Origin of the sequence: Phaeodactylibacter luteus (genome assembly GCF_007993045.1) — a bacterium.
GTDB lineage: Bacteria > Bacteroidota > Bacteroidia > Chitinophagales > Saprospiraceae > Phaeodactylibacter > Phaeodactylibacter luteus.
Genome location: NZ_VOOR01000006.1, coordinates 102,949 through 124,447, shown reverse-complemented (window position 1 = coordinate 124,447; position 21,499 = coordinate 102,949). Strand labels below are relative to the sequence as shown.

The 21,499-nt window shown below is 55.3% G+C and carries 17 protein-coding genes; 10 read left to right on the top strand and 7 right to left on the bottom strand.

Features of this window, described 5'->3' with window-relative positions; genetic code table 11:
• Window positions 1-13: 13 nt before the first annotated feature.
• Complete coding sequence (locus tag FRY97_RS04410; RefSeq protein WP_147166219.1) at window positions 14-3,007, bottom strand: SusC/RagA family TonB-linked outer membrane protein; 2,994 nt, start codon at window positions 3,005-3,007, stop codon at window positions 14-16.
• A 445-nt stretch (window positions 3,008-3,452) separates the two neighbouring features.
• Here FRY97_RS04410 and FRY97_RS04405 point away from each other — a divergent pair, with 445 nt between their 5' ends.
• The 7 genes from FRY97_RS04405 to FRY97_RS04375 all read left to right on the top strand — a co-directional run bounded on the left by FRY97_RS04405 (window position 3,453) and on the right by FRY97_RS04375 (window position 11,939).
• Window positions 3,453-4,685, top strand: coding sequence for an aspartyl protease family protein (locus FRY97_RS04405; protein ID WP_147166218.1), 1,233 nt, complete (start codon window positions 3,453-3,455; stop codon window positions 4,683-4,685).
• Window positions 4,686-5,047: 362 nt separating this feature from the next.
• Entirely contained in the window at window positions 5,048-5,494 is a 447-nt protein-coding gene (locus FRY97_RS04400; RefSeq protein WP_147166217.1) for a GNAT family N-acetyltransferase, read from the top strand.
• A gap of 87 nt (window positions 5,495-5,581) precedes the next feature.
• Window positions 5,582-7,051 carry a sodium:solute symporter family protein gene (locus tag FRY97_RS04395; protein ID WP_147166216.1) on the top strand — a complete coding sequence of 490 codons (1,470 nt, stop codon included), beginning with the start codon at window positions 5,582-5,584 and terminating at the stop codon, window positions 7,049-7,051.
• Between the two features lie 22 nt (window positions 7,052-7,073).
• Window positions 7,074-8,231, top strand: a complete 1,158-nt coding sequence (locus FRY97_RS04390; protein WP_147166215.1) for an amidohydrolase — start codon at window positions 7,074-7,076, stop codon at window positions 8,229-8,231.
• Window positions 8,232-8,245: 14 nt separating this feature from the next.
• On the top strand, window positions 8,246-9,400 hold the full coding sequence (gene alr / locus FRY97_RS04385; RefSeq protein WP_147166214.1) for an alanine racemase: 1,155 nt from the start codon (window positions 8,246-8,248) through the stop codon (window positions 9,398-9,400).
• A 329-nt stretch (window positions 9,401-9,729) separates the two neighbouring features.
• The gene (locus FRY97_RS04380; RefSeq protein ID WP_147166213.1) at window positions 9,730-10,803 is read left to right on the top strand and encodes an alanine racemase; all 1,074 of its coding nucleotides are present in this window, start codon (window positions 9,730-9,732) and stop codon (window positions 10,801-10,803) included.
• A gap of 338 nt (window positions 10,804-11,141) precedes the next feature.
• On the top strand, window positions 11,142-11,939 hold the full coding sequence (locus FRY97_RS04375; RefSeq protein ID WP_211356807.1) for a 3-keto-disaccharide hydrolase: 798 nt from the start codon (window positions 11,142-11,144) through the stop codon (window positions 11,937-11,939).
• 10 nt (window positions 11,940-11,949) lie between these two features.
• Here FRY97_RS04375 and FRY97_RS04370 read toward each other — a convergent pair whose 3' ends face one another.
• Window positions 11,950-12,936: a succinylglutamate desuccinylase/aspartoacylase family protein gene (locus FRY97_RS04370; RefSeq protein ID WP_147166212.1), complete on the bottom strand. Its 987-nt coding sequence runs from the start codon at window positions 12,934-12,936 to the stop codon at window positions 11,950-11,952.
• A complete protein-coding gene (locus FRY97_RS04365; RefSeq protein ID WP_147166211.1) occupies window positions 12,937-13,821 on the bottom strand; it encodes a RimK family alpha-L-glutamate ligase in 885 nt (294 codons plus the stop codon).
• A gap of 294 nt (window positions 13,822-14,115) precedes the next feature.
• On the opposite strand from FRY97_RS04365, the gene FRY97_RS04360 reads away from it, so the two are divergent.
• Window positions 14,116-15,408 carry an MFS transporter gene (locus FRY97_RS04360; RefSeq protein ID WP_211356806.1) on the top strand — a complete coding sequence of 431 codons (1,293 nt, stop codon included), beginning with the start codon at window positions 14,116-14,118 and terminating at the stop codon, window positions 15,406-15,408.
• 244 nt (window positions 15,409-15,652) lie between these two features.
• On the opposite strand, the gene dinB is transcribed toward FRY97_RS04360, so the two are convergent.
• Window positions 15,653-16,789 carry a DNA polymerase IV gene (gene dinB, locus FRY97_RS04355; RefSeq protein WP_147166210.1) on the bottom strand — a complete coding sequence of 379 codons (1,137 nt, stop codon included), beginning with the start codon at window positions 16,787-16,789 and terminating at the stop codon, window positions 15,653-15,655.
• Between the two features lie 138 nt (window positions 16,790-16,927).
• On the opposite strand from dinB, the gene FRY97_RS04350 reads away from it, so the two are divergent.
• Both FRY97_RS04350 and glpX read left to right on the top strand, forming a co-directional pair.
• A complete protein-coding gene (locus FRY97_RS04350; RefSeq protein ID WP_147166209.1) occupies window positions 16,928-17,578 on the top strand; it encodes an HAD family hydrolase in 651 nt (216 codons plus the stop codon).
• 85 nt (window positions 17,579-17,663) lie between these two features.
• A complete protein-coding gene (gene glpX, locus FRY97_RS04345) occupies window positions 17,664-18,710 on the top strand; it encodes a class II fructose-bisphosphatase (RefSeq protein ID WP_147166208.1) in 1,047 nt (348 codons plus the stop codon).
• A 9-nt stretch (window positions 18,711-18,719) separates the two neighbouring features.
• Here glpX and mce read toward each other — a convergent pair whose 3' ends face one another.
• The 3 genes from mce to cysQ all read right to left on the bottom strand — a co-directional run bounded on the left by mce (window position 18,720) and on the right by cysQ (window position 21,438).
• The gene (gene mce, locus FRY97_RS04340; protein ID WP_246141551.1) at window positions 18,720-19,133 is read right to left on the bottom strand and encodes a methylmalonyl-CoA epimerase; all 414 of its coding nucleotides are present in this window, start codon (window positions 19,131-19,133) and stop codon (window positions 18,720-18,722) included.
• Between the two features lie 146 nt (window positions 19,134-19,279).
• Window positions 19,280-20,536 (bottom strand): O-antigen ligase family protein, encoded by a 1,257-nt coding sequence (locus tag FRY97_RS04335; RefSeq protein WP_147166207.1) that lies wholly within the window; start codon window positions 20,534-20,536, stop codon window positions 19,280-19,282.
• Between the two features lie 119 nt (window positions 20,537-20,655).
• Entirely contained in the window at window positions 20,656-21,438 is a 783-nt protein-coding gene (gene cysQ / locus FRY97_RS04330) for a 3'(2'),5'-bisphosphate nucleotidase CysQ (RefSeq protein ID WP_147166206.1), read from the bottom strand.
• Window positions 21,439-21,499: the final 61 nt, after the last annotated feature.

The following is a 21,499-nucleotide window of genomic DNA, read 5'->3' as shown; positions in this document are numbered from 1 at the left end:
TAAATTTTTCTAGTTAAAAATTGAGGTTCACTCCCAGGGTGAAAGTCCGCGACGCAAAGTAGTTGTAGCGGCGGTCGATACCTGGGCTGAGCACGTCAGGATTAGAAAAGTCTACTTCTCCGCCGTTATCAGCAGAACCATAATCGACCAGTGCTGGTTCAGGATCTGTACCCGTATAGTTGGTCAAAATAAACAGGTTTTGTCCAGTTAGCGACACTGTGAGGCCGCGGATGGCGCTGTCTTTGGCAAAGCTGAAGCTGCGAGAGATGGTCAGGTTGTCCAGCTTGAAGAAGTCTGCTTTTTCTACATAAAGGGAGCTAAACTGAGCTGCGGTCAGCCCTTCTTCCACCAGTTCTGTATTGACAAAGTTGTAGGAAGACTGAGAAGAAATGCGCGGCTCGTAGAAAGCGCGGAAAGTGTTCACGAGGCTATGGCCCAATGCGCCACGGAAGAAGGCATTGACAGACCACTCGCCCAGCCTCAGCTGGTTGGTCCAGCCAAACTCCAGATCAGGGATACCATTGCCCAATACCTGGAAGTCCGCCTCTGGGTTCAGCGCGTTGCCCTGATCGCCGATAACCTGGCCATCGCCATTGATATCAGAAAGCAGTGGCGCGCCATTCTCACCTACCCCAGCATAGACAGGGCCCCAGATCTGGCCAATTTCCTCACCTTCCGCTACGCGGATCAGGTTGGTACCGTTCTGGCCAGGAGCACCGAGGTTAGCACGGATTTCCTGAGGGATGACGTACTCTTCCAGTGTCGTTTTGTAGGTAGAAAGCACGACGCCAGTATTCCAGCTTACCTTGCTGGAATTGACTACATCGTAGCCCAGTGTCAGTTCTGCGCCCTGTGTAGTCAGGCGGCCTGCATTTTCAAAGCGGCGGTCTACACCGAATACAGCTGCATCAACAGTACGCTCGAGGATGAAGTCAGAGATATCGCGGTTGTAGAGGTCCAAGGTAGCCGTGAAGCGGTCCATGCCAAATTCCACACCGAAATTTAGCTCAGCTTTTTCCTCCCACTTCAGGTCGGGGTTAGCTGCGCGGATGAGCTCAGTTGAAACGCTGCCGTCAGCGCCGTTAACCACTTGGCGGATAGGCTGAGACAAGCCATTGGGGCCTGGCAGAGAGCCCGTCACACCATAACCAAGGCGCACCTTCAAGAGGTCTACCCGGTTGAAGTTGAGGTAACGGTTGAGGTCTACACCCACACCAAGGGCAGGGAAAATACCCCAGCGGTTGTCCTCACCAAGCTTAGTAGAGCCCTCACGGCGTACCGAAGCGTTCAGGAAGATGGCATCGTCGAACGAGAAGTTGGCACGAGCGAAGAAAGCAATGATCTTCTCATCTGGAGAAACTGCACTGTTGGCTTGGATAAAGCCAGCGTTCTGCAAATCCTGAGAAGTCTGGATCAGGTTGCCGTAGTCCTGGATATTGTTCGGGAAGTCGCCCAGGCTCAGGTAAGTAGACTCGAAGTTGTTCTGCTGATAAGAGTAACCTGCTGTTACCCGAAGGTTGGAGCGGCTGCCGATGTCGTTCACATAAGTAGCATAGCCCTCATACAGCTGGAAGCTAGTGATCTCGTCGTAAAAGTCTGCACGGCCTTTCCGGGTTGGGCTGGTAGCATTGCCCCGGAAGAGGGAAGTGGTGGGGTAGTAAGCCCGGTTGGCCAGCGTAGTTTTCTGCTGAGCCACACGCCCAGAAACTTCCAGGTTATCCGTGATGCGGTAGCCAAGGCGTGCGCCGTAAGTTACTTCTGTACGCTTGCCCTGATTGCGGTTCTGCTCAATGATAGAGACCGGGTTGAAGCTATCGAACAAGCCGAGGGTCTCAAAGTACCCGCCATACTGATCGCTGGCGAAAGGGAACGGTGCATCCTTACCAAAAACAGGAGCGGTAGGGTTGTACAGAACCGCGTAGCGCAGTGCTTCATTGAAGCCGTAGTCAGAGTTGCGGTTGGTGAAAGAAGAGTTGAAGTCCAGGCTAACGCGGTCGTTGAATGCCTTTGTAGACAAGTTGACACGGCCGTTGAACTGCTCAAAGCCCGAGTTGTTCAGGATACCATCCACGTTACGATAGTTGCCTGAAACGCGGTAGTTGGTGTTGCCTGAGCCGCCAGAAGCAGAAAGGCTGTGCACATTGGTAATGCCCGTGCGCGTCACCTCGTCAGTCCAGTTGGTCTGTGAGCCAAGGTCCGTACCGCCAGCAGCAACAAACTCTTCAGCGCTCATTACTGGCACGCTGTTGAATGCAGTAGAAGCACCGAGCTGGCCATTGTAAGAGAACTGAACCCCCTGCCCTTTCTGGCCCGTACGGGTAGTTACCAAAATAACACCTGCAGAACCACGAGAGCCATAAATAGCAGCAGCGGAACCATCCTTGAGGACAGTCACGCTCTCGATATCATTGGGGTCAACGTTGTCCAGAGAGGCACCAATGATGCCGTCCACTACTACGAGCGGCTCCGTGTTGGCCCCAACAGTAGAGATACCACGCAGACGGATAACGCTCCGCCCGTTGGGGTCTCCACCCCGGTTGTACACCTGAAGGCCTGCTACCTTGCCCTGCAGCAGCTGTGCTGGGTCGGTGATAGGCCCTTGGTTGAACTCTTCCGCACTTACAGAAGTGACAGAAGAAGTGATTTCTTTCTCTTTCTGTGATCCATAACCGACAACAACAACTTCTTCAAGCTGCTGACCCGCGCTCATAGCAATATCGATAACGGTCTGTGAGCCGATTTCGATACGCTGAGAGCCATAGCCGGTGTAAGAAAACTCAAGAGCCGTGGCATCCTCCGAAACATTCAGAGAATAGGTACCGTCAAAGTCTGTAATGGTACCTGTACTAGTCCCAACCACGAGAACGTTGGCGCCGATGAGCGTCTCGCCGGTTTCAGCGTCTGTCACCGTGCCGGTGATCGTCCGCTGCGCAAAGGTGAAGTTGCACAGGAACAGCGCTAAAACCAAGACGACGCCCCTCGTCATGGAGTTGAAGTTAAGTTTCATACACTACAATTGGTTTAGTTAGTAAAACTATATCTGATTAAAATATCGCCTCGCCGAGGAAGGGAGGGATGCTCGCCAAAGCACCTCACCTTGCAGGTCTTTTAGCCCTTAGGCAAGTTTTCATTATTTGGGTTCATGGGAGCGGTAGAAAGGCTAAGCAATTGTGTTGGTTTTACACTAACTAGGTCGTAAAAGTCATAAAATACGCTGAGAAAACAAAAACCAACGAACACTTTTTTACAATTAGCAGAAATACCAAATTTAATTATGATATTAACTTGCAGTTTACGTAACAGCCCAATTAAAACGGCAGCCTTTATCGTATTGCTGCCTCAGCGCCAACCTTTTCTTTCCGCCGGGCTGCACCGGGCCCTCCTTTGGTGAACCAAGCCGTGCTACAACGCATTACAATGGGTAGCCACATCCGGGAAACCACCGACTGCTTATGAAGCCCTGCCTGACTGCCTTTTTGCTCTGCCTGATCATGGCTGCCCCCGGAGCCTTTGCCCAACTGGCCGACCTTGAAGTCCGGGAGAATTTCAAGCGGGTGGATATCCGCTTTGAATACATCAATGGCTTTGTCATTGTCCCCGTACTTTTCGAAGGGCTGCTACCGCTCAATTTCATCTTTGATACTGGTGCAGAGCACACCATTATCACACAGCGGGAAATTACCGACTTGCTCCAAATCGACTACAAGCGGCGCTTCACCATTTTGGGGTCTGATCTCAGCACGGAGCTTTACGCTTACCTGGCACAGGGCGTCAACCTGAAAATGGGGGACATTCTTGCAAAAAACCGGGCAGTGCTCGTGCTTGAGGAAGACTATATGCGGTTTGAGGACTATGCTGGGATCGACATACACGGCATTCTAGGGGCCGACTTTTTCCGGCGCTTTATTGTGCGCATCGATTACCGGCGGCAGGTCATCTCCTTTTTCAACCCCAACAATTTCGAGGGGCCTGGAGGAGCTTTCACCGAGGTTGACGCCCGCTTCCTGCGCAGCAAGCCTTACCTCATGGCAGATGTAGCCCAGGGCTCAGACAGCTCCCACCTGAATTTCCTGCTCGATACCGGCGCGGCCTTGCCTTTGCTCATCAATACGCAGAGCGCTCCGGGGCTCCACATCCCAGAGCGCGTCATCCCCACCAACCTTGGGGCAGGGCTGGGCGGGTTCCTCCTCGGGTATCAGGGGCAGGTAGATGAACTGAAGCTGCCCCCTTTCACTTTTTCACAGGTCGTCACCAGTTATCAGGAGTATGACCTACCCAATATCGACACCACGCAGCTCGACCGCCGGAACGGCATCATCGGCAACGGCATACTACGCCGCTTCACTGTTGTGCTGAACTATATCGAGGAGAAGGCCTACTTCGCGCCCAATAAATATTACAAAGAAGAGTTCAAGAAAGACCGCAGCGGGCTCCTCATCATCGCCTCTGGCCCAGCCCTCAACCAGTTTGACATCTACAGTGTGCTGGATGACAGCCCCGCTGGCCAGGCCGGGCTAAAACCAGGGGACGAGATACTACGGGTCAATTGGATGCCCGCCAGCCTGCTTTCCCTCGAAGGCATCATCAGGCGGCTCCAAAAGCAGCCGGGCAAGCGCATCCGGATGAAGGTAAGAAGAGGGGAGGCCAAGTTCAAGGTGGCCTTCTTGCTGGAAGACCTGCTGTAGCCGGGCGAAAACCAACATGCCATAGGCGTTTGTGCTAGATCAGCCATAGGCGGGCATTGGCCTAGCGCTGCGAAGGGGTGGCAAGCCCGACAGGGCCGAGCGGATAGCGAGCCCCGGAGCATAGCGGCACCTGCCCGCTAGGCAGGGGCAGGCCCCTATCCTTACGGAGGGGGCAGGGCGAAAAAACGGCAATCTGGTTTGCGCCCCTATAGCCTGTGGGATGCCTGCAGCCAACCTATCTGCCCTTTATGCGTTGCTTATATGGAACCATTATGTTTTATTTCACAGGAAGGCTTTGGCTATCAGTGTCTTACAAAAACCAAACCCGAGCCGCCCTGAAACACTTCTGATTAAACATCGATATGAATTTTAAGGTATTTACCCCTTTTGACCCAGCCTCAATTCCTGAAAAAGACAAAATCGTAGACTTTCTCCACAAACACCTAGACGAGTATGGCGATCCCCGGGAAGACATTATGAAGTGCATTCAGTATGCACAGAAAGAATCTGCCTCACACGGCGGTTATATCGTCACAGGGCTGATTGATGATGAGATTGTAGGCGCCGTAGTCATCAACCGGACCGGCATGGAGGGGTATATCCCGGAAAACATCCTCGTTTATATCGCGGTAGACAATCAGCACCGCGGCAAGGGCATCGGCAAGCAGCTGATGCAAAAAGCCATTAGCCTGGCACAAGGCGATATCGCTCTCCACGTTGAGCCGGACAACCCCGCGCGCCACCTCTACACCAAGCTCGGCTTCACCAATAAATACCTCGAAATGCGCCTCAAGCAAGCTGGCGCCTAACCCTTTCGATAAGATATTCCTCCACCCCGCCCAGGCTGCTCAACCGCCCGGCGCGGGGCGACCCTGTTTGCCACAAATCCTACCTCCATGCACCCAATAGACATCGCCATATTCATTGTTTACTTCCTAGCCATGCTCGGGATTGGCTTTTTCTTTTTCCGGCAGAACAAAAATGCAGATGACTACTATGTGGGCGGGCGCGACATGGGCAGCATGCACATTGGCTTGTCGGTTGTAGCGACTGACGTAGGGGGCGGCTTCTCCATAGGCTTGGGCGGGCTCGGCTTCATGATGGGGCTGTCCGGGTCTTGGATGCTGTTCACCGGGCTGATCGGGGCCTGGCTCAGCGCAGTTTTCCTCATCCCAAAGGTGAACCGGCTCTCCAAACAGATCAACCTCCTGACTTTCCCACAGCTTTTTGAGTACCTCTTCAACCCCAAAGTTGCACTGCTGGCCGGCTTTATCTCCGCCATCGGCTACATAGGTTTCACCAGCTCCCAGCTCCTGGCTGGCGCCAAACTGGCATCCGCCACCTTTACCGCCCTCAGCCTCACGCAGGCCCTCATCATCATGGGGATCATTGCTGTAGTGTATACCGTGGCGGGAGGGCTCAAAGCGGTCATTTATACCGACACCGTGCAATGGATCATACTCATGGCAGGCCTGGTCTTCATCGGCATACCGATGGGGTACTATGCAGTGGGCGGGTACGAAAGCATCAAAGCCACTGTGCAGCCGGAGATGCTCAGCCTAACGAACGTGGCCTGGTCTCAGCTCGTCAACTGGGGCGTGACCATCATCCCCATTTGGTTTGTAGGGATGACGCTCTACCAGCGCATTTATGCTTGTAGGGATGAAAAAACAGCCCGCAGGGCTTGGTACATAGCGGGATTGTTTGAGTACCCCATCATGGCCTTCATGGGCGTACTGCTCGGCTTGTTCGCCCGCGTAGGCGCAGACCAGGGTATGTTCGTTGGCTTAGGCTATACTGACCCTGCTCAAATGGATGCAGAGATGGGGCTGCCGCTGCTGCTGCGCACTGTACTGCCCGCAGGGCTTACCGGGCTGATGCTCTCCGCTTACTTTTCTGCAATCATGTCTACTGCAGACAGCTGCCTGATGGCGGCTTCCGGCAATGTGGTAACGGATATCCTGGAACGCTTCATGCCGATCAAAGGGCATGAAAAGAAAATCCTCCGCTACTCGCAGGTTGCGACCTTTGCCATCGGCGCAATAGCGCTACTGATAGCTATGTCTATGCAGAACGTCTTGGAGCTCATGCTCCTTTCCTATGCCTTTATGGTCAGTGGCCTGTTTGTGCCTGTGCTCGGGGGGATGTACTGGAAACGCAGCACGCCCACTGCTGCATTTTGGTCCATGTTGTTAGGCGGGGGCACTACCTTGGGGCTTATACTGGCCGGCTACCAACTGCCGTACGGGCTGGACTCCAATATCGCCGGGATTAGTATTTCTGCGCTTTCCTTCCTATTATTGAGCTACCTCACACCTGCCCCGGAAGACCCTGCATCTGCCCGGCTTTCAGCAGGGCGGGCATAAAACCAAAACGCGACCTTGCCACATGACGCAGACTAAACCAGTATGGCTGCCTGAAGTTCAGGCGTTTCGGCGGCAGCTACATCAGCATCCGGAGCTGAGCGGAGCAGAAGAGCAGACCGCCCTGCGGGTCTTGGAAAAGCTAGAGCACTTACAGCCCAGCCAGATTTTCACAGGGCTGGGAGGCCATGGGGTAGCTGCTGTATTCGACAGTGGCCGGCCGGGGCCTACCCTCCTTTTCCGTACAGAACTCGATGCCCTGCCCATAGAAGAGGTCAATGAATTTGCGTACCGCTCCACCAATCCTGGCGTTTCGCACAAATGCGGGCACGACGGCCATATGGCGGTGATGATGGGCTTCGCCCACTACCTGCAGGGCCACCCCCCTGGCAAGGGGCGGGTGCTCCTTTTGTTCCAGCCTGCAGAAGAGATTGGCGCTGGCGCACAGTGGATGCTGGACGACCCTGGGTTCGATGCGCTATTGCCGATCGACCATGCTTTTGCCTTTCATAACCTGCCCGGTTTCCCGTCAGGGCAGATCGTCTGCCGGGAAGGGCCTTTCAGCGCAGCTGTGCAAAGCCTGATCGTACGCCTGCACGGCAAAACAGCTCATGCCGGTGAGCCGGAAAATGGGACCAACCCCGCTATGGCCATCTCAGAAATCATCAAAGCATCTCAGACCGCCTGCCAGCCCGACCGGGACAAAGAAGGCTTTGCCATACTTACCCCGGTGCACATCAACCTGGGGGAAGTGGCCTATGGCGTCTCGGCCGGCTATGGCGAAATACACCTCACCATACGCACTTGGACAGAGGCCGAAATGGAAAAGCTAAGCCAAAGGCTTTTGGACTACATCGGGCGGGTCAGTAAAAAGTACGGCCTCAAAGCCGAAACAGAATGGACGAATATCTTCCGGACCAACCGCAATGACCCGGAAATGGCCGCCCTGATTGAGGCGGCGGCGGAGGCTGAGGGCTTTTCCTATCATACCGCTCCTTATGCTTTCAAATGGGGGGAAGACTTTGGGGCCTTCACTCAGCAGTACCGGGGCGCGATGTTCGGCATCGGTTCGGGCGAAGACCACCCGGCCCTGCACAACCCCGACTACGATTTCCCCGATGAAATTATACCGGTTGGCGTACGCATGTACACCCGTTTGTGCGAAGCCATCCTCAACCACTGAGCCATCACTACATTATGCTAGCTACCTCAAAAATTGAAATCAGCCAACAGGCCCTGGCCAAAAACCTGGCCTTTATCAGAGCGCAGATCGGAGAGCAGCCCCGGCTATCCTCCGTGGTCAAGGGCAATGCTTATGGCCATGGGCTGGAGGTTTTCGTCCCTATGGCTGAAGCCTGCGGCATCCGTCATTTCTCGGTTTTTGATGCAGCAGAGGCCTACCGGGTGCAACAGGTCATACAGCACCCAGATACCGAGATCATGATCATGGGCATGATCGAGGATGAGCACGTAGACTGGGCCATCGAGTCCGGCATTTCTTTCTATACTTTTGAGCTGGAGCGGCTGGCTTACGCCGCCAAAGCAGCACAGCGGATAAAGAAGCGTGCACGGGTACACATAGAAATTGAGACCGGTATGAACCGCATAGGCTACGAAGCGCATGAGCTCCCAGCTGTGGCAGCGCTGCTCAGCAGCCACCCGGAACACCTGCACTTTGAAGGGCTCAGCACCCACTTTGCCGGGGCAGAAAGCATTGCCAACTATGTTCGGGTCACCCAACAGCGAAAGTTGTACAAGAAAATATCCAAGTGGTTCAGCGCCCAGCATTTGCAGCCGCAATTTTACCATACCGCCTGCTCCGCTGCTGCCATGCGCTACCCTCCTACCCGCATGGATATGGTCCGGATCGGCATTCTGCAGTACGGTTTCTGGCCCAGCCGGGAAACCTTGATCGAATTCAATGCCAAAGCCAACCGGCAAGACAATCCGCTGGAAAGGCTGATCACCTGGAAAAGCCAGGTGATGGATGTCAAAACGGTGCGCACCGGCGAATATGTAGGCTATGGCACTTCCTACCTGGCTAGCGATACCATGAAAATCGCTACCATCCCCATTGGCTACGCCCACGGGTTCAGCCGGGCGCTGAGCAATGCCGGACGGGTGCTCATAAGGGGGAAGCGGGTGGGGGTCATCGGCATGGTCAATATGAATGCCATCACAGTGGATGCTTCCCAGCTCGAAAACCTTGAACGAGGGGACGAGGTCGTCATCATTGGCTATCAGGGCGACTTGGAGCTGTCGGTGTCCTCTTTCGGCGAGTTTTCCAATCAAGTCAACTACGAACTGCTCACACGGTTGCCGATGGATATCCCAAGGCACGTAGTGGACTAATCCCTCTAGGATTAAACCCAAAAGTGGTTTAGCCTGTTGTCTATTATGCTTGCTTGCAGATAAGCTGGCCGGGGGCGCCCCTCTAAGTTCTTGCGGAGCGCTATCCTGATTTTCGGAATCAACCATTCCTCCATCGACTGTACAGCTGCCCATACCGATTGCCTGCCCATAGCCCTGCACATTCAGGGCCCAACCGGTTGTAGCCTCCCTTTCCTTAGAGCTTATTTCGCCGCCTCTCACAGGCTCCCCGCGGAGGCTCCACCCTGATGTAGGCAACGCTGCTGCACAGTGCTTTGCACTTTCCTAAATTTCAACCAACAAAACCAAGCATGGCCTATCTTACGCTAAACCGTAGCCACCTAAAGCACAACTACCAATACCTGAACAACCTCTTTCAGGAAAATGGCATTGAGTGGGCGATTGTGACCAAGCTGCTCTGCGGCAATGAAGACTACCTACAGGAAGTCATCAGCCTGGGGATCAAAGAAGTCTGCGACTCCCGCATTTACAACCTCGCCAAAATCAAGGCCATCGCCCCTGATATGCAGACCGTATACATTAAGCCGCCGGCTATGGATGAGATCGAGGACGTTGTCCGCTATGCCGATGTCAGTTTCAACTCAGAAAGCACCACCATCAAAAAGATATCCGAGGAAGCACAACGGCAGGGGAAAACGCACCGTGTCACCATCATGATTGAACTGGGCGACCTGCGGGAAGGGATCATGGGCGAGAACCTGGTCGATTTCTATGATAAAATCTTTGAGCTGCCCAATATAGAAGTGGTGGCGATTGGATCCAACCTCAATTGCCTGCACGGGGTGATGCCCTCCGAAGACAAATTGATACAGCTCAATCTTTACAAACAGCTGGTGGAGGCCAAGTTCAACAAAAAGATACCCTGGGTGACCGGCGGCACCTCTGTTGTACTGCCGCTGCTTTTCCGGCAGCAGATCCCCAAAGGCATCAACCATTTCAGGATAGGCGAAACCCTTTACTTTGGCGTAGACCTTTTCGAAGAAAAGCCTATACCCGCAATGAAGCCCGATGTGTTCCGGCTGTACACTCAGATCATCGAAATCACCAAAAAGCCGAAGGTGCCCATTGGCCAAATGGCTGCCAACCCTTCCGGGGATGTATTCGAAATCAACGAAGAGGACTACGGCAAGGAGTCTTACCGGGCCATACTCGACATCGGCACCCTCGACATTTCTGTGGACTACCTGATCCCGGACGACGAAAGCATTGAGGTGGTAAATGCCAGCTCGGATATGCTGGTGGTGGACCTTGGCGGCCAAAGCCCAAACTACAAAGTGGGCGATGCCGTCTCTTTCCAGCTCAAATACATGGGCGCCCTTAGCCTTCTGAACTCAGACTATATCGAAAAACGGGTCATCGAGTAGCCGGCTTATCATTTTCGCCTTTTATAGTTCTCCAAGGCGAGATTAATGCATTTTGACTTGCTCTTTTTCCCGCTCGCCGCGTTGAAAAGCCTCGCCGACTTCATCGTGGGGGCCCTATCCCCACGCTTCGTGTAGGCTATGCCTGCGTTTTTCGCCTTGCGAGCGAAAAAAATACCTGCGTCAACTTTGCACAAATCCTGCCTTGGAGAACTATATAAAAGGAGCGTAAAATCCACAGCAGGGCTTTAGCAAATGGGCAGTTCACTTTGCAGATATCCCCACTTTGTTTGTATGTTTAGTGGGCGGCGATGGCGTGCCCCCGCCAGTAAAAACATGGTATGACAACGTTGATGAAATCACTGCTGGCCCTAGCGCTCAGCTTCATGTTTGCAGCCTGTAGTACTCCTCAATCTGAGCCGGCCCCAACCGGAAACAGCTGGATCGCCTTGTTCAACGGGCACAACCTCGATGGCTGGACGCCAAAATTTGCAGGCTACGAGCTAGGACACAACCTGAACAATACCTTCCGGGTGGAGGATAGCCTGCTCCGGGTCTCCTACGAAGGTTATGACACCTTTTCCAATGAGTTTGGCCACCTTTTTTACGAATCGCCGTTTTCCCATTATGTGCTCCGGTTAGAGTACCGCTTCGAGGGCAAACAGGCCCCAGGCGGGGCAAGCTGGGCATATAAAAACAGCGGGGCTATGCTGCACAGTCAGCCTCCGGCCACTATGGGCCTGGAGCAGGCCTTCCCGGTATCCCTGGAAGCGCAGCTGCTCGGCGGCGATGAGGCCGGCAGCCGCCCCACCGCCAACCTTTGCACGCCAGGCACTCACGTCTACCTGGCCGATACCCTCACCACGGCGCATTGCATCAATGCGGAAGGGCCAACCTTCCGGGGCGAAGAGTGGGTTACCATCGACCTTGTTGTCTTGGGCGACAGCATCATCCACCATGTGGTTGGGAACGATACGGTGCTGACTTATACCCGCCCGCACATCGGGGGCGATTTCATTCCAGACGGGTATGCGGTAAAGGAGGGCTCTCCCCTATCCGAGGGCTACATCTGCCTTCAGGCAGAAAGCCACCCCTTGTCCTTCCGCCGGGTTGAACTGTTGCCGCTGAAAGCGGACTAAGTACGGGAGGCTACAAGCTTTCTTCCCCTTCGTACCCCAAGTGGAAAAGCGCATCGCCCTGGTTCACTACCGGTGCCCGGTTGCAGGCAATGAGGTGGCCATCGCGGGGTGCGCTCACTACCGCAAGCTTTTCCCCGTAAGGGCTGTGTATAAAACCCAGCTCTTGCCCTTTCACGACGTGGGCACCTGCCTCGGGCAGCGCTTCGAACATACCGGCTTTAGGAGCCCGCACCCACCCCTGCCGGGGAAAGTCGTGCCGCAAAAAAGGCTGCCCTGAGACGCCTCCCCCAAGCATCCCCTGCCCAACGAGGACCCGGCGCAGGCCATTCAGCCCTTCTTCCACTGCAAAAGCATCATAGCGCAGGCTTTCCCCGCCCTCAAAGACCAAGGCCGGCTTGCCCTGCTCCTGTGCCACCCGCCTCAACGACTGCCGGATAGGGGCTTTCCCCACCGAAAAAGGCGCGCCGAACTGCGCGGCCAACTGCTCGCTGCCTTCATCCCCCGGGCTATAACGCACCTGAGGATAATTGTAGATGCGCCCCCCGCCCGTGTGGAAGTCGATCAGCCAATCGGCCAGCGGCAGTACACGCCGGGTAATCGCATGCGCAACCCGCGAAGCCAAAGACCCCCTGCTGCTGCCGGGGAAGGACCGGTTAACGTCTTTGCCATCGGGCATTTCCCTAGAGTAATTGATAAAACCGTAGACATTGACAACAGGCAGGGCGATGATGCTCCCCCGCTGCATATTGTGAAACCAGCCCTCTTCCAGCGTCCGGCGGACAATCTCGATCCCGTTGGTCTCGTCTCCATGCACACCGGCGAGGAGAAGCCCGACAGGGCCCGGCTCAACAGCCCGGAACACATGCGCCTCCATCAAGATTTGCCGGCCCGTTGGCAGCGCCCCTACTGGCAGGCGTACGACCTCAGATGCTCCAGGGGCCACTACCGTCTTGTGCACTTTGAACAGCTCTTCCGAATGATTGCGCTCCTCTGTCATTTATCGTTGTGCTTTCGCCCCTCGGGCCGTGTAATCCAAAATATGGCCTGCGACATCCAGGCCAGTCACCGCCTCTATCCCCTCCAGCCCGGGCGAAGCATTGACCTCCATGGTCAGCAGCCCACGCCGGGAGCGCAGGAAATCTACCCCTGCTATGCCCAACCCCATCAAGCTGGCCACCTGTATGGCCTGTGCTTCTTCCTCGGGAGTTAGGCTTACCCGGCGGGCACTGCCCCCGCGGTGGAGGTTGGAGCGGAACTCGCCGGGGCGGGCTTGCCGTTCCATAGCAGCTACCACCTCCCCCCCAACTACGAGCACCCTTACATCTTTGCCCTTAGATTCCCGGATAAACTCTTGCAATAGCACCCGCTCGTTCAACCGCTGAAAAGCCTCTACCGTTGCTTCCACGGTGCGGAAAGTTTCGGCCAGGATAACACCTACGCCATGGGTGCCGGCCAAAAGCTTGACCACCACAGGCAGCCCCCCCAAGCCACTGACTGCAGCGTTTAGATTTTGGCCTGGCGCCACAAAGACCGTTTTGGGGATGGCCATGCCATGCTGTGCCAAGCGGTGCAGGCAACGCAGTTTGTCCCGGGCTTGCAGCAGCGCTTCTGCCGTCGAAGCCACAAAGACGCCCATGTTTTCAAATTGGCTGATCACTGATGCGCCAACCGAAGTGACAGAAGCCCCGATACGTGGGATGACCGCATCAAAAGGATCGAGGCGGTAGCCATCATACAAAATGCGGGAGCGCTCTTCATCCAAAATGAGGGAGCAGCGGGTATGGTCTACAATATGCATATCGTAACCCCGCTTGAGCCCTGCCTGTATCAGGCTTTGAGTGGAGTACAGCTGTGCCCCTCTGGAAAGGATTGCAATTTTCATGAGCCCTGTTGTTTACAGCCCGCCAAGCCCAATGCCGGGGGCCTGATCACACCGGCGGGGCCCTGCCCCGCCTTGCTTGCGCCGCCACTTGGCTGCCCCGGGGCATACCACCCGTTTGCAGCCCATTTCGCGGCCAGTCGTTGATAAGTGCTGCGAATTCGTACCTTGCAGCTGCGATAGCTTTTTGACACCGCAAAGGTGCAGGATTTATCGTTGCCGGCAAGCAGCGGCCGAAAAAAATAACAGCCGGCGCTATCCCTGCGCGGCTATTCCTAAAACAATACCTTCTCCGGCATGGCTTCTTCTCCTGACTTTCAAATGAACGACAAGCGGATCATCAATGCTTGGGCTTTTTTCGACTGGGCCAACTCTGCTTTTGCGCTCGTCATCACGGCTGCTATATTCCCTGCCTACTACGTAGCTGTCACAGATGACATCATCCACATCGGGAAAATATCCATGTCCAACAGTAGCCTTTACGCCTACGCGATATCGGCTGCCTACCTGGTCATTGCCCTATTTTCCCCTCTATTGTCCGGTATAGCAGACTACAGCGGCCGGCGCAAATTTTTCCTGAAGTTCTTCACCATTTTGGGCTCCGCAGCCTGCCTGTCACTTTACTTTTTTGAGGGCATGGAACAGATCGGGCTGGGCACAGCGGGTTTTATCCTTGCCATGGTCGGTTTTGCCGGGGGGCTGGTATTTTACAATGCTTTTCTGCCAGTTATCGTTACAGAAGACCGCTACGACCGCGTGAGCGCAAAAGGCTTCTCCTTTGGATATATTGGCAGTGTCATCCTGTTGGTCATCAACCTCATCATGATACAATTCTGGGAGCGCTTGGGCTTTTCGGGCCAGGGCGAAGCGACCCGGTTTGCTTTTTTGACCGTAGGCATTTGGTGGCTTGGCTTTGCCCTCATCCCCTTTCGCCGGCTGCCTTCAGACGAACGGCAACGGAACACTCCGGGGCTGCTCCGCAGAGGGTTTCAGGAGCTGAAAAAAGTGTGGGCGGCCGTGAAAAAGGAGCAGAACATCAAATCCTTCCTTTTCTCTTTTTTCTGTTACAGCGCCGGAGTACAGACCGTCCTTTTCCTGGCCGGCACCTTTGCGGAAAAAGAGCTGGCTTTTGGCACGGCAGAGCTGATTGTCATCATACTGCTGCTACAGGTTGTAGCCATACTAGGCGCCTATGCCTCTGCCCGCCTTTCAGAATGGAAGGGCAATAAAATCTCGCTTGTGGCCATGCTGCTGATTTGGACCGCCATTTGTATTGTTGGCTATTTTGTGCAGGAGAAAGCCCAGTTCTATGCTATTGCAGCAGCAGTAGGGCTAGTCATGGGCGGCATCCAATCACTGTCACGCTCCACCTATTCGAAGCTCATCCCGGAAGGCACCCAAGACCCTACCTCTTACTTTAGCTTTTACGATGTCCTTGAAAAAGTCGCCATCATCCTTGGCACTTTCACCTTTGGGTTCATTGAACAGCTAACCGGCAGCATGCGGATGAGCATGCTCATCCTCGGCGGCTTTTTCATTTTGGGGCTGCTGCTGCTCAGCCGGGTCAAGGTTGTCCGGCCTCAGCAATAGCCGGCAAATGCCTTCCCTCCTAAAAGCGAAAGGGGCACAAACCAGGTTGTCGTTTTTTTGGGGGATGGGGCCTGCCCCTGCCTAATGGCAGGTGCCGCTATGCTACGGGGCTCGCTATCCGCTCGGCCCTATCGGGCTTAACCCCCTCCGCAGCGCTAGGCCGATGCCAGGCTATAGCCCGAAAAGCATAAACACCTGCAATATTTTGGGTTACGCCCAGCGAAAGCGAGCAGGCCTGTTCGCATCAAGCCCCACGCTGTACAGCACCTTTGCCAAAACGGTACCGTATCTGATCCATCGCCTTTAGCAGAGCCTGTTCTTCCGCTACGCCACCAAATAAGCTCAACTGTGGGCTGCCCTCAGCCAAGCCGCTCAGCTTAATGCCAACCATGCGGACCAGCTGACGGCGTTGGTAAAGCTGTTCCAACAGGCTATAGGCCACTTGACGGAAGGCGTCATCACTTGCTGTATGCACCACGCTCCGCTGCCTGGAGAACGTGTTATGGTCCGTGTAGCGCAGCTTGACGGTGACCAAAGAGGCCAGACGGCCAGACGCCCGCAGTTCATACCCCAAAGTAGCGATCATATCGTTCAGCGCAGAGCGCAGAAAGGCCATATCGGTCGTATCCACTTCAAAAGCCCGCTCTGCAGCTACCGACTTGCGATCTGTATAAGGCTCCACTGGCCGGCAGTCTATAGCGTTCGCCTTTTTCCAAAGCGACAGCCCGGGCCGGCCAAACTCCCGCTGCAGCAATTCCGGCGGGATCTGGCTCAGTGAGGCAACTGTGCGCACCCCCATGACCGCAAGCCGGTGGCAGGTGGCTGGGCCCACTGCAGGCAGCCGGGATACTGGGAGGGGAGCAAAAAAACGCTTCTCCTGCCCGGCCGCTATCCTCCGGGCACCATTGGGCTTCGCTTCCCCGGCGCCTACTTTGGCTACCAGCTTATTGACCGCAAGCCCCATAGACAGCGGCAGGCCGCTTTCCCGTTCCACCCGCTGCCGGAGCTCGCCCGCCCACTTCCAACAGCCGATGTGCCGGTCCATGCCGGTCAGGTCTAAGTAGAATTCATCAATGGAAGCCTTCTCTAGAACGGGCGCAGATTCGGCCAGGATCTCCGTAACCAGGGCAGAATGACGGGCGTAGCGCTCCATATCGCCCTGTACCACCTTAGCTTCCGGGCAGCGCTGCCGGGCCAGGCGCACCGGCATGCCTGCATATACTCCAAACCGGCGGGCTTCGTAGCTGCAGCAGGCTACCACCCCTCGGGCGCTGCTGCCCCCAACTATCAGTGGCCGCCCGCGCAGGGCGGTATTGTGCAGCTGCTCTACCGCAACGAAGAATGCATCCAAATCCAAATGAAGGATAGACCGCTGAGACATAGGCTCTATTTTAAGGCTAAGATATAGCCAAAATCAAATTGAAACAAATAATTTGATACATATAATTTTAATACAAATTAAGCCAACTCCTCTCCCACAGGGCCGTACTTTTGTGCCGCAACAACATATACGGACCGTATGCCACACCCCAACCTACAGCTTATTGTTTTCGACCTCGACGGCACCCTTGCCGATTCCCACCGCGACCTGACCGATGCCCTCAATTATGCTATGGCACAGCTCGGCAAACCTGGCCTGCCTTATGAGGCTGTGCCCCCTCTGCTCGGCAGTGGCTTGGGCTATCTATTGCAAGAAGCTGCACAAACTTCAGATACGAAGGTGCTAAAGGCGGCCAAACAACATTTTGACGAGTACTACGCGGCCCACTTTACAAACAAAACGCAGCCCTACCCTGGCGTATCAGAGACCCTTCCTCTGCTGAGCCGCTACAAGCTCGCAGTTTACAGCAATAAGCTGCACCATTTCACCCTGCAGATAGTGGGCGCGCTGGGGCTGGCCCCACACTTCAGCCATATACAGGGCGCCAGGCCAGAACTGTACCCTTACAAGCCCCACCCGGGCGGGCTCATGCATATCTTATCACAGCTGGGTATCGCCCCAGAAAACGCCCTGATGGTTGGCGATTCCACACATGACATCGAAGCCGCGAAACGGGCCGGGATGCAATCTTGTGCCGTCACTTATGGCTACCGGAGCGAAGCAGCCTTGGAAGCGGCCAGCCCCGGCCATATAATCCATAATTTTCCGGCTTTAACAGCCATTTTGTGATCCACGCCACATGGGCAACGGCTGAAACCCATTACCTTGGAGGTGGTTTTCGCTACCATCCTGCTCATTTTTCAATCCACCTGACATGCCTGAACAAACACAGCCAACCAACCGCCCCGACCGAAACCTTGCCATGGAGCTCGTCCGCGTCACTGAGGCGGCAGCTATATCTGCAGCCCGCTACATGGGCACCGGAAATAAAGACGCTGGCGATCAAGCAGCAGTGGATGCCATGCGCTCCTTCCTCCGCACTGTAGATATGAATGGCACTGTGGTCATAGGGGAAGGCGAAAAAGATAATGCCCCTATGCTCTACAACGGCGAGCTCGTCGGCACGGGAGAAGGCGTAGAGGTAGATGTCGCTGTGGACCCCGTGGAAGGCACAACCCTGCTAGCCGAAGGCCGGCCCAATGCCATAGCAGTCATTGCCGTGGCCGAGCGGGGGAGCATGTGGAACCCCGGCAACAGCTTTTACATCAACAAGATTGTAGTCGGGCAGGAAGCCCGGCAGGCCATCGACATTACCAAGTCTCCTTCCACCAACCTCGTCAATATAGCCGATGCGCTGGGGCGCAACGTGGAAGACCTTACCGTTTTTGTGCTCGATAAACCGCGGCACGCTTCCCTCATCGAAGAAGTGCGGCAGACCGGCGCACGCATCATGCTGCACTCAGACGGGGATGTCATGGGGGCACTGATGGCGGCCATCCCTGGCACAGGCATAGACGTGCTCATGGGAGTGGGCGGCACGCCGGAAGCCGTCATCGCAGCAGCGGCTGTCAAAGCCCTTGGCGGAGGGATGCAGGCCGTGCGCGCTCCACAACGGGTAGAGGAGAAACGGCAACTGCGCAAAGACAAGGTCAAAATCAATGAAGTGCTGCACTTGGACGACCTCATCCAATCAGACAATACCTTCTTCGCCGCCACCGGCATTACCGAATCAACGTTCCTAGAGGGGGTACACTTTGACCGGAGGGGCGGAGTGACAACGGAGAGCATCGTCATCCGTTCGCTTACCGGATCTATACGCTACATCAAAGGCATTCACCAGCTGAACCGGAAAAACTTGGTAGGCGGGAATGTAGGCACAACGCCAGCACACGTGGCTATGGATATCATACTGCCCGACTAAACGGCCATTTTAGCCTTCTTCTTCCCGCACCTCTTGGCACAGCTCGATCAGCACGCCATTAGCACTCTTCGGATGCACAAAACAGACCAGTTTGTTGTCTGCTCCGCGCTTGGGCTGCTCATTGAGCAGGGTGAACCCCTCGCTGCGCAGGCGCTCCATCTCAGCGTGGATGTCTTCTACTTCAAACGCGACATGATGAATCCCCTCTCCCCGCTTAGCAACGTACTTCGCTATCGCGCTATCAGGGGAGGTCGCTTCGAGGAGCTCCACCTTAGACTCCCCAATCTTGAAAAATGAAGTTTTGACGTATTCTGAAGCGACTTCTTCTATTTTATAATGCGGGCGGCCCAGCAGCTTCTCGAACAGTTCATTGCTGTCTTCAAGGCTCCTGACAGCGATTCCAATGTGCTCCAAACGGATCATATTTCCTGCTTTTTGGATGGCCTGCCCGTTCGGCAGGCAGGCTGAATCTTGGATAGGGTGCAGCCCCGTATATCGGCAGGGCCAGGCGCAAGATAATCACTTAGGCTGACTTTCCAGCGCTCAAAGCGAATTGAGCCCGCCCGGGCTTAGCCCTTCTCAGGGCTGTGAAAACGGGCCATCAATACTACAAACCACAAATAGAGCGTGAGGCCGAACTGTGTCTCCAGGGTATGCTCTACCAAAAAAGAGGAAAACAAGATGAGGTGGAAGGAAACAGATAGCCAATCTTTCCAGCGCTGCCGCTGCCATAACGGGAAAACGGTAGCCCACAGGAAATAGAGGAGCCCCGGCAGGCCAGTTGCCGCAGCGACAAACAGCCATTGGTTGTGCGGGAGCAAGTCCCGCCCAGCTATGCTCGGGATATGAGCTTGGTAGTAGGCTTCGCAGCCTGCGCGCAAATCCCCCAGCCCAACTCCAGTGACCGGCTCCTGCTTCAGCAGCGCTAGCCCGGCCAGGACGGAGCCCAGGCGGTGGGAATCCGACAGCTCATCCAGTTTCTCCCCCCGGGCAAACTGCTGCAGGCTGTAAATCGTATAATTCACCTTATTTTTCAAGGTAGGCACATAAGTAGCTGACAACCAAAGGCCGCCAGCAAGGCCGAGCGCCAGCCCAAGCCCGAGCGCCCATTTGCGCCTCAGGAATATCCACCGCAACAGCCAATAGGCCACGCAGCAGTACAACGCCAGCAGCCCACTGCGCACAGCAAGGACATGCAGGAACAAGAACAAGAATACACTGCCGCCCCATTGCAGATAACGCTCCCAGCCCCCTAGCCAATATAAACGCTGACGGGCCAGGTATGCGCCTACCGGCACCGCGAAGGCCAGCATCAGGCTGTAGCGGATATGCTGCACCGGGGTGGGCAGCACTTTGCCTACCTTGTACTGCGCTGTGATGGATTCAAAATCTTGTAGGTAGAGCGCCAGGGAGTATAGGCTGCTGCCCAGTGCCCAAAGGAAGAAAAAATAAAGCAGCCCATGATACTGTGCCCGGCCAAGGCGAGGGATAGACAGCACACCTATCGGGAGGGCCAGATAAGGCAGAGCCAGACGGAGGCGCCGAAGCCAATAGCCTGTGTCTTCGCTAAAGAAGCCTGAACAAACATAAAGCAGGAACACCCCGGTGAGCCCTAGCATTGCCGGATCTCGTAGGAAACGGCGGAAGATATGGCCTACAGACCGGTTGAGCAGCACATTGCAGGCCAGTGCAATGACCGCAATACTGATGATGGCTTCCGCAGCGGTGTACAGCCCCCACACCATAGCGGCAAAGCAAGCCAGGCCAAGCCACTGATGATGGGCAGGGGCAGGGAATGTGCGCAGAAAAGATCGGATGTCAGGCAAAGTCAGTTGGTTAGGTATGCAGGAATATTAAGGGCACACGGAAGCCCTGAAGCGGCCCCATTCTTTACCCCTCTCCCAATATAGACAGCCTCAGCAGGCAGCAGCGTTGGGAAGCCTTATCACTCTGCCTGCAAATGGCCATAGGCAATGAAGTGGGGATTGAGCAAATTCTCTTTGTTGTACGCCAGCGGCTGCCCCGTTTCCTCGTTGATGACAGCTCCCCCGGCAGCTTCCAGGATAGCCTGGGCTGCACCCGTGTCCCACTCCATAGTAGGCCCAAGACGAGGGTAAACGTGCGCTTCCCCCTTCGCAATAATCAAAAACTTCAGAGAGCTGCCAGTCGGCACGAGCTCCGGCTTTGCCAAGGCATCCACAAAAGCCTGTGTGGCCTCATTGAGGTGAGAACGGGAGCAAACCACCCGCAGCCCTTCGTCTGCCAGCTTGAAGGCCGGTGCCTGCAGCTTCCGCTGCTCTCCGTTGTACTCCAGGTAGGCTCCGTCTCCAGCTACCGACCAGTACAGCTCGTTGAGGCAGGGTACATAGACCACCCCAATAACCGGCCGCCCCTGATCGACCAAAGCAATATTTACTGTAAACTCGCCATTGCGCTTGATAAACTCCTTGGTGCCGTCAAGCGGGTCTACCAGCCAATGCCGGCCAAAGGATTTGCGCGTTTCGTAAGGGATCGCTTTGTTCTCCTCAGAGATGATCGGGTATTGTACCGGCAGCGCTTCCAATGCACGGCAGATGACCTCATTGGCGGCCTGATCGGCCAGGGTAAGCGGGGATTCATCTGCTTTGAGCTCCACGCCTACGTCTTCCTTACTGTATACCGCCATAATCGCAGCGCCCGCCCGGCGGGCAATCTGGGCAACTTCCTGAGCAAGTTCCTGGTGCGTCATATTGTCTTATTTTGATAGGCAGCAAGCACAGGCCAGCCACCGCCACATCTTGGCGTCAAGC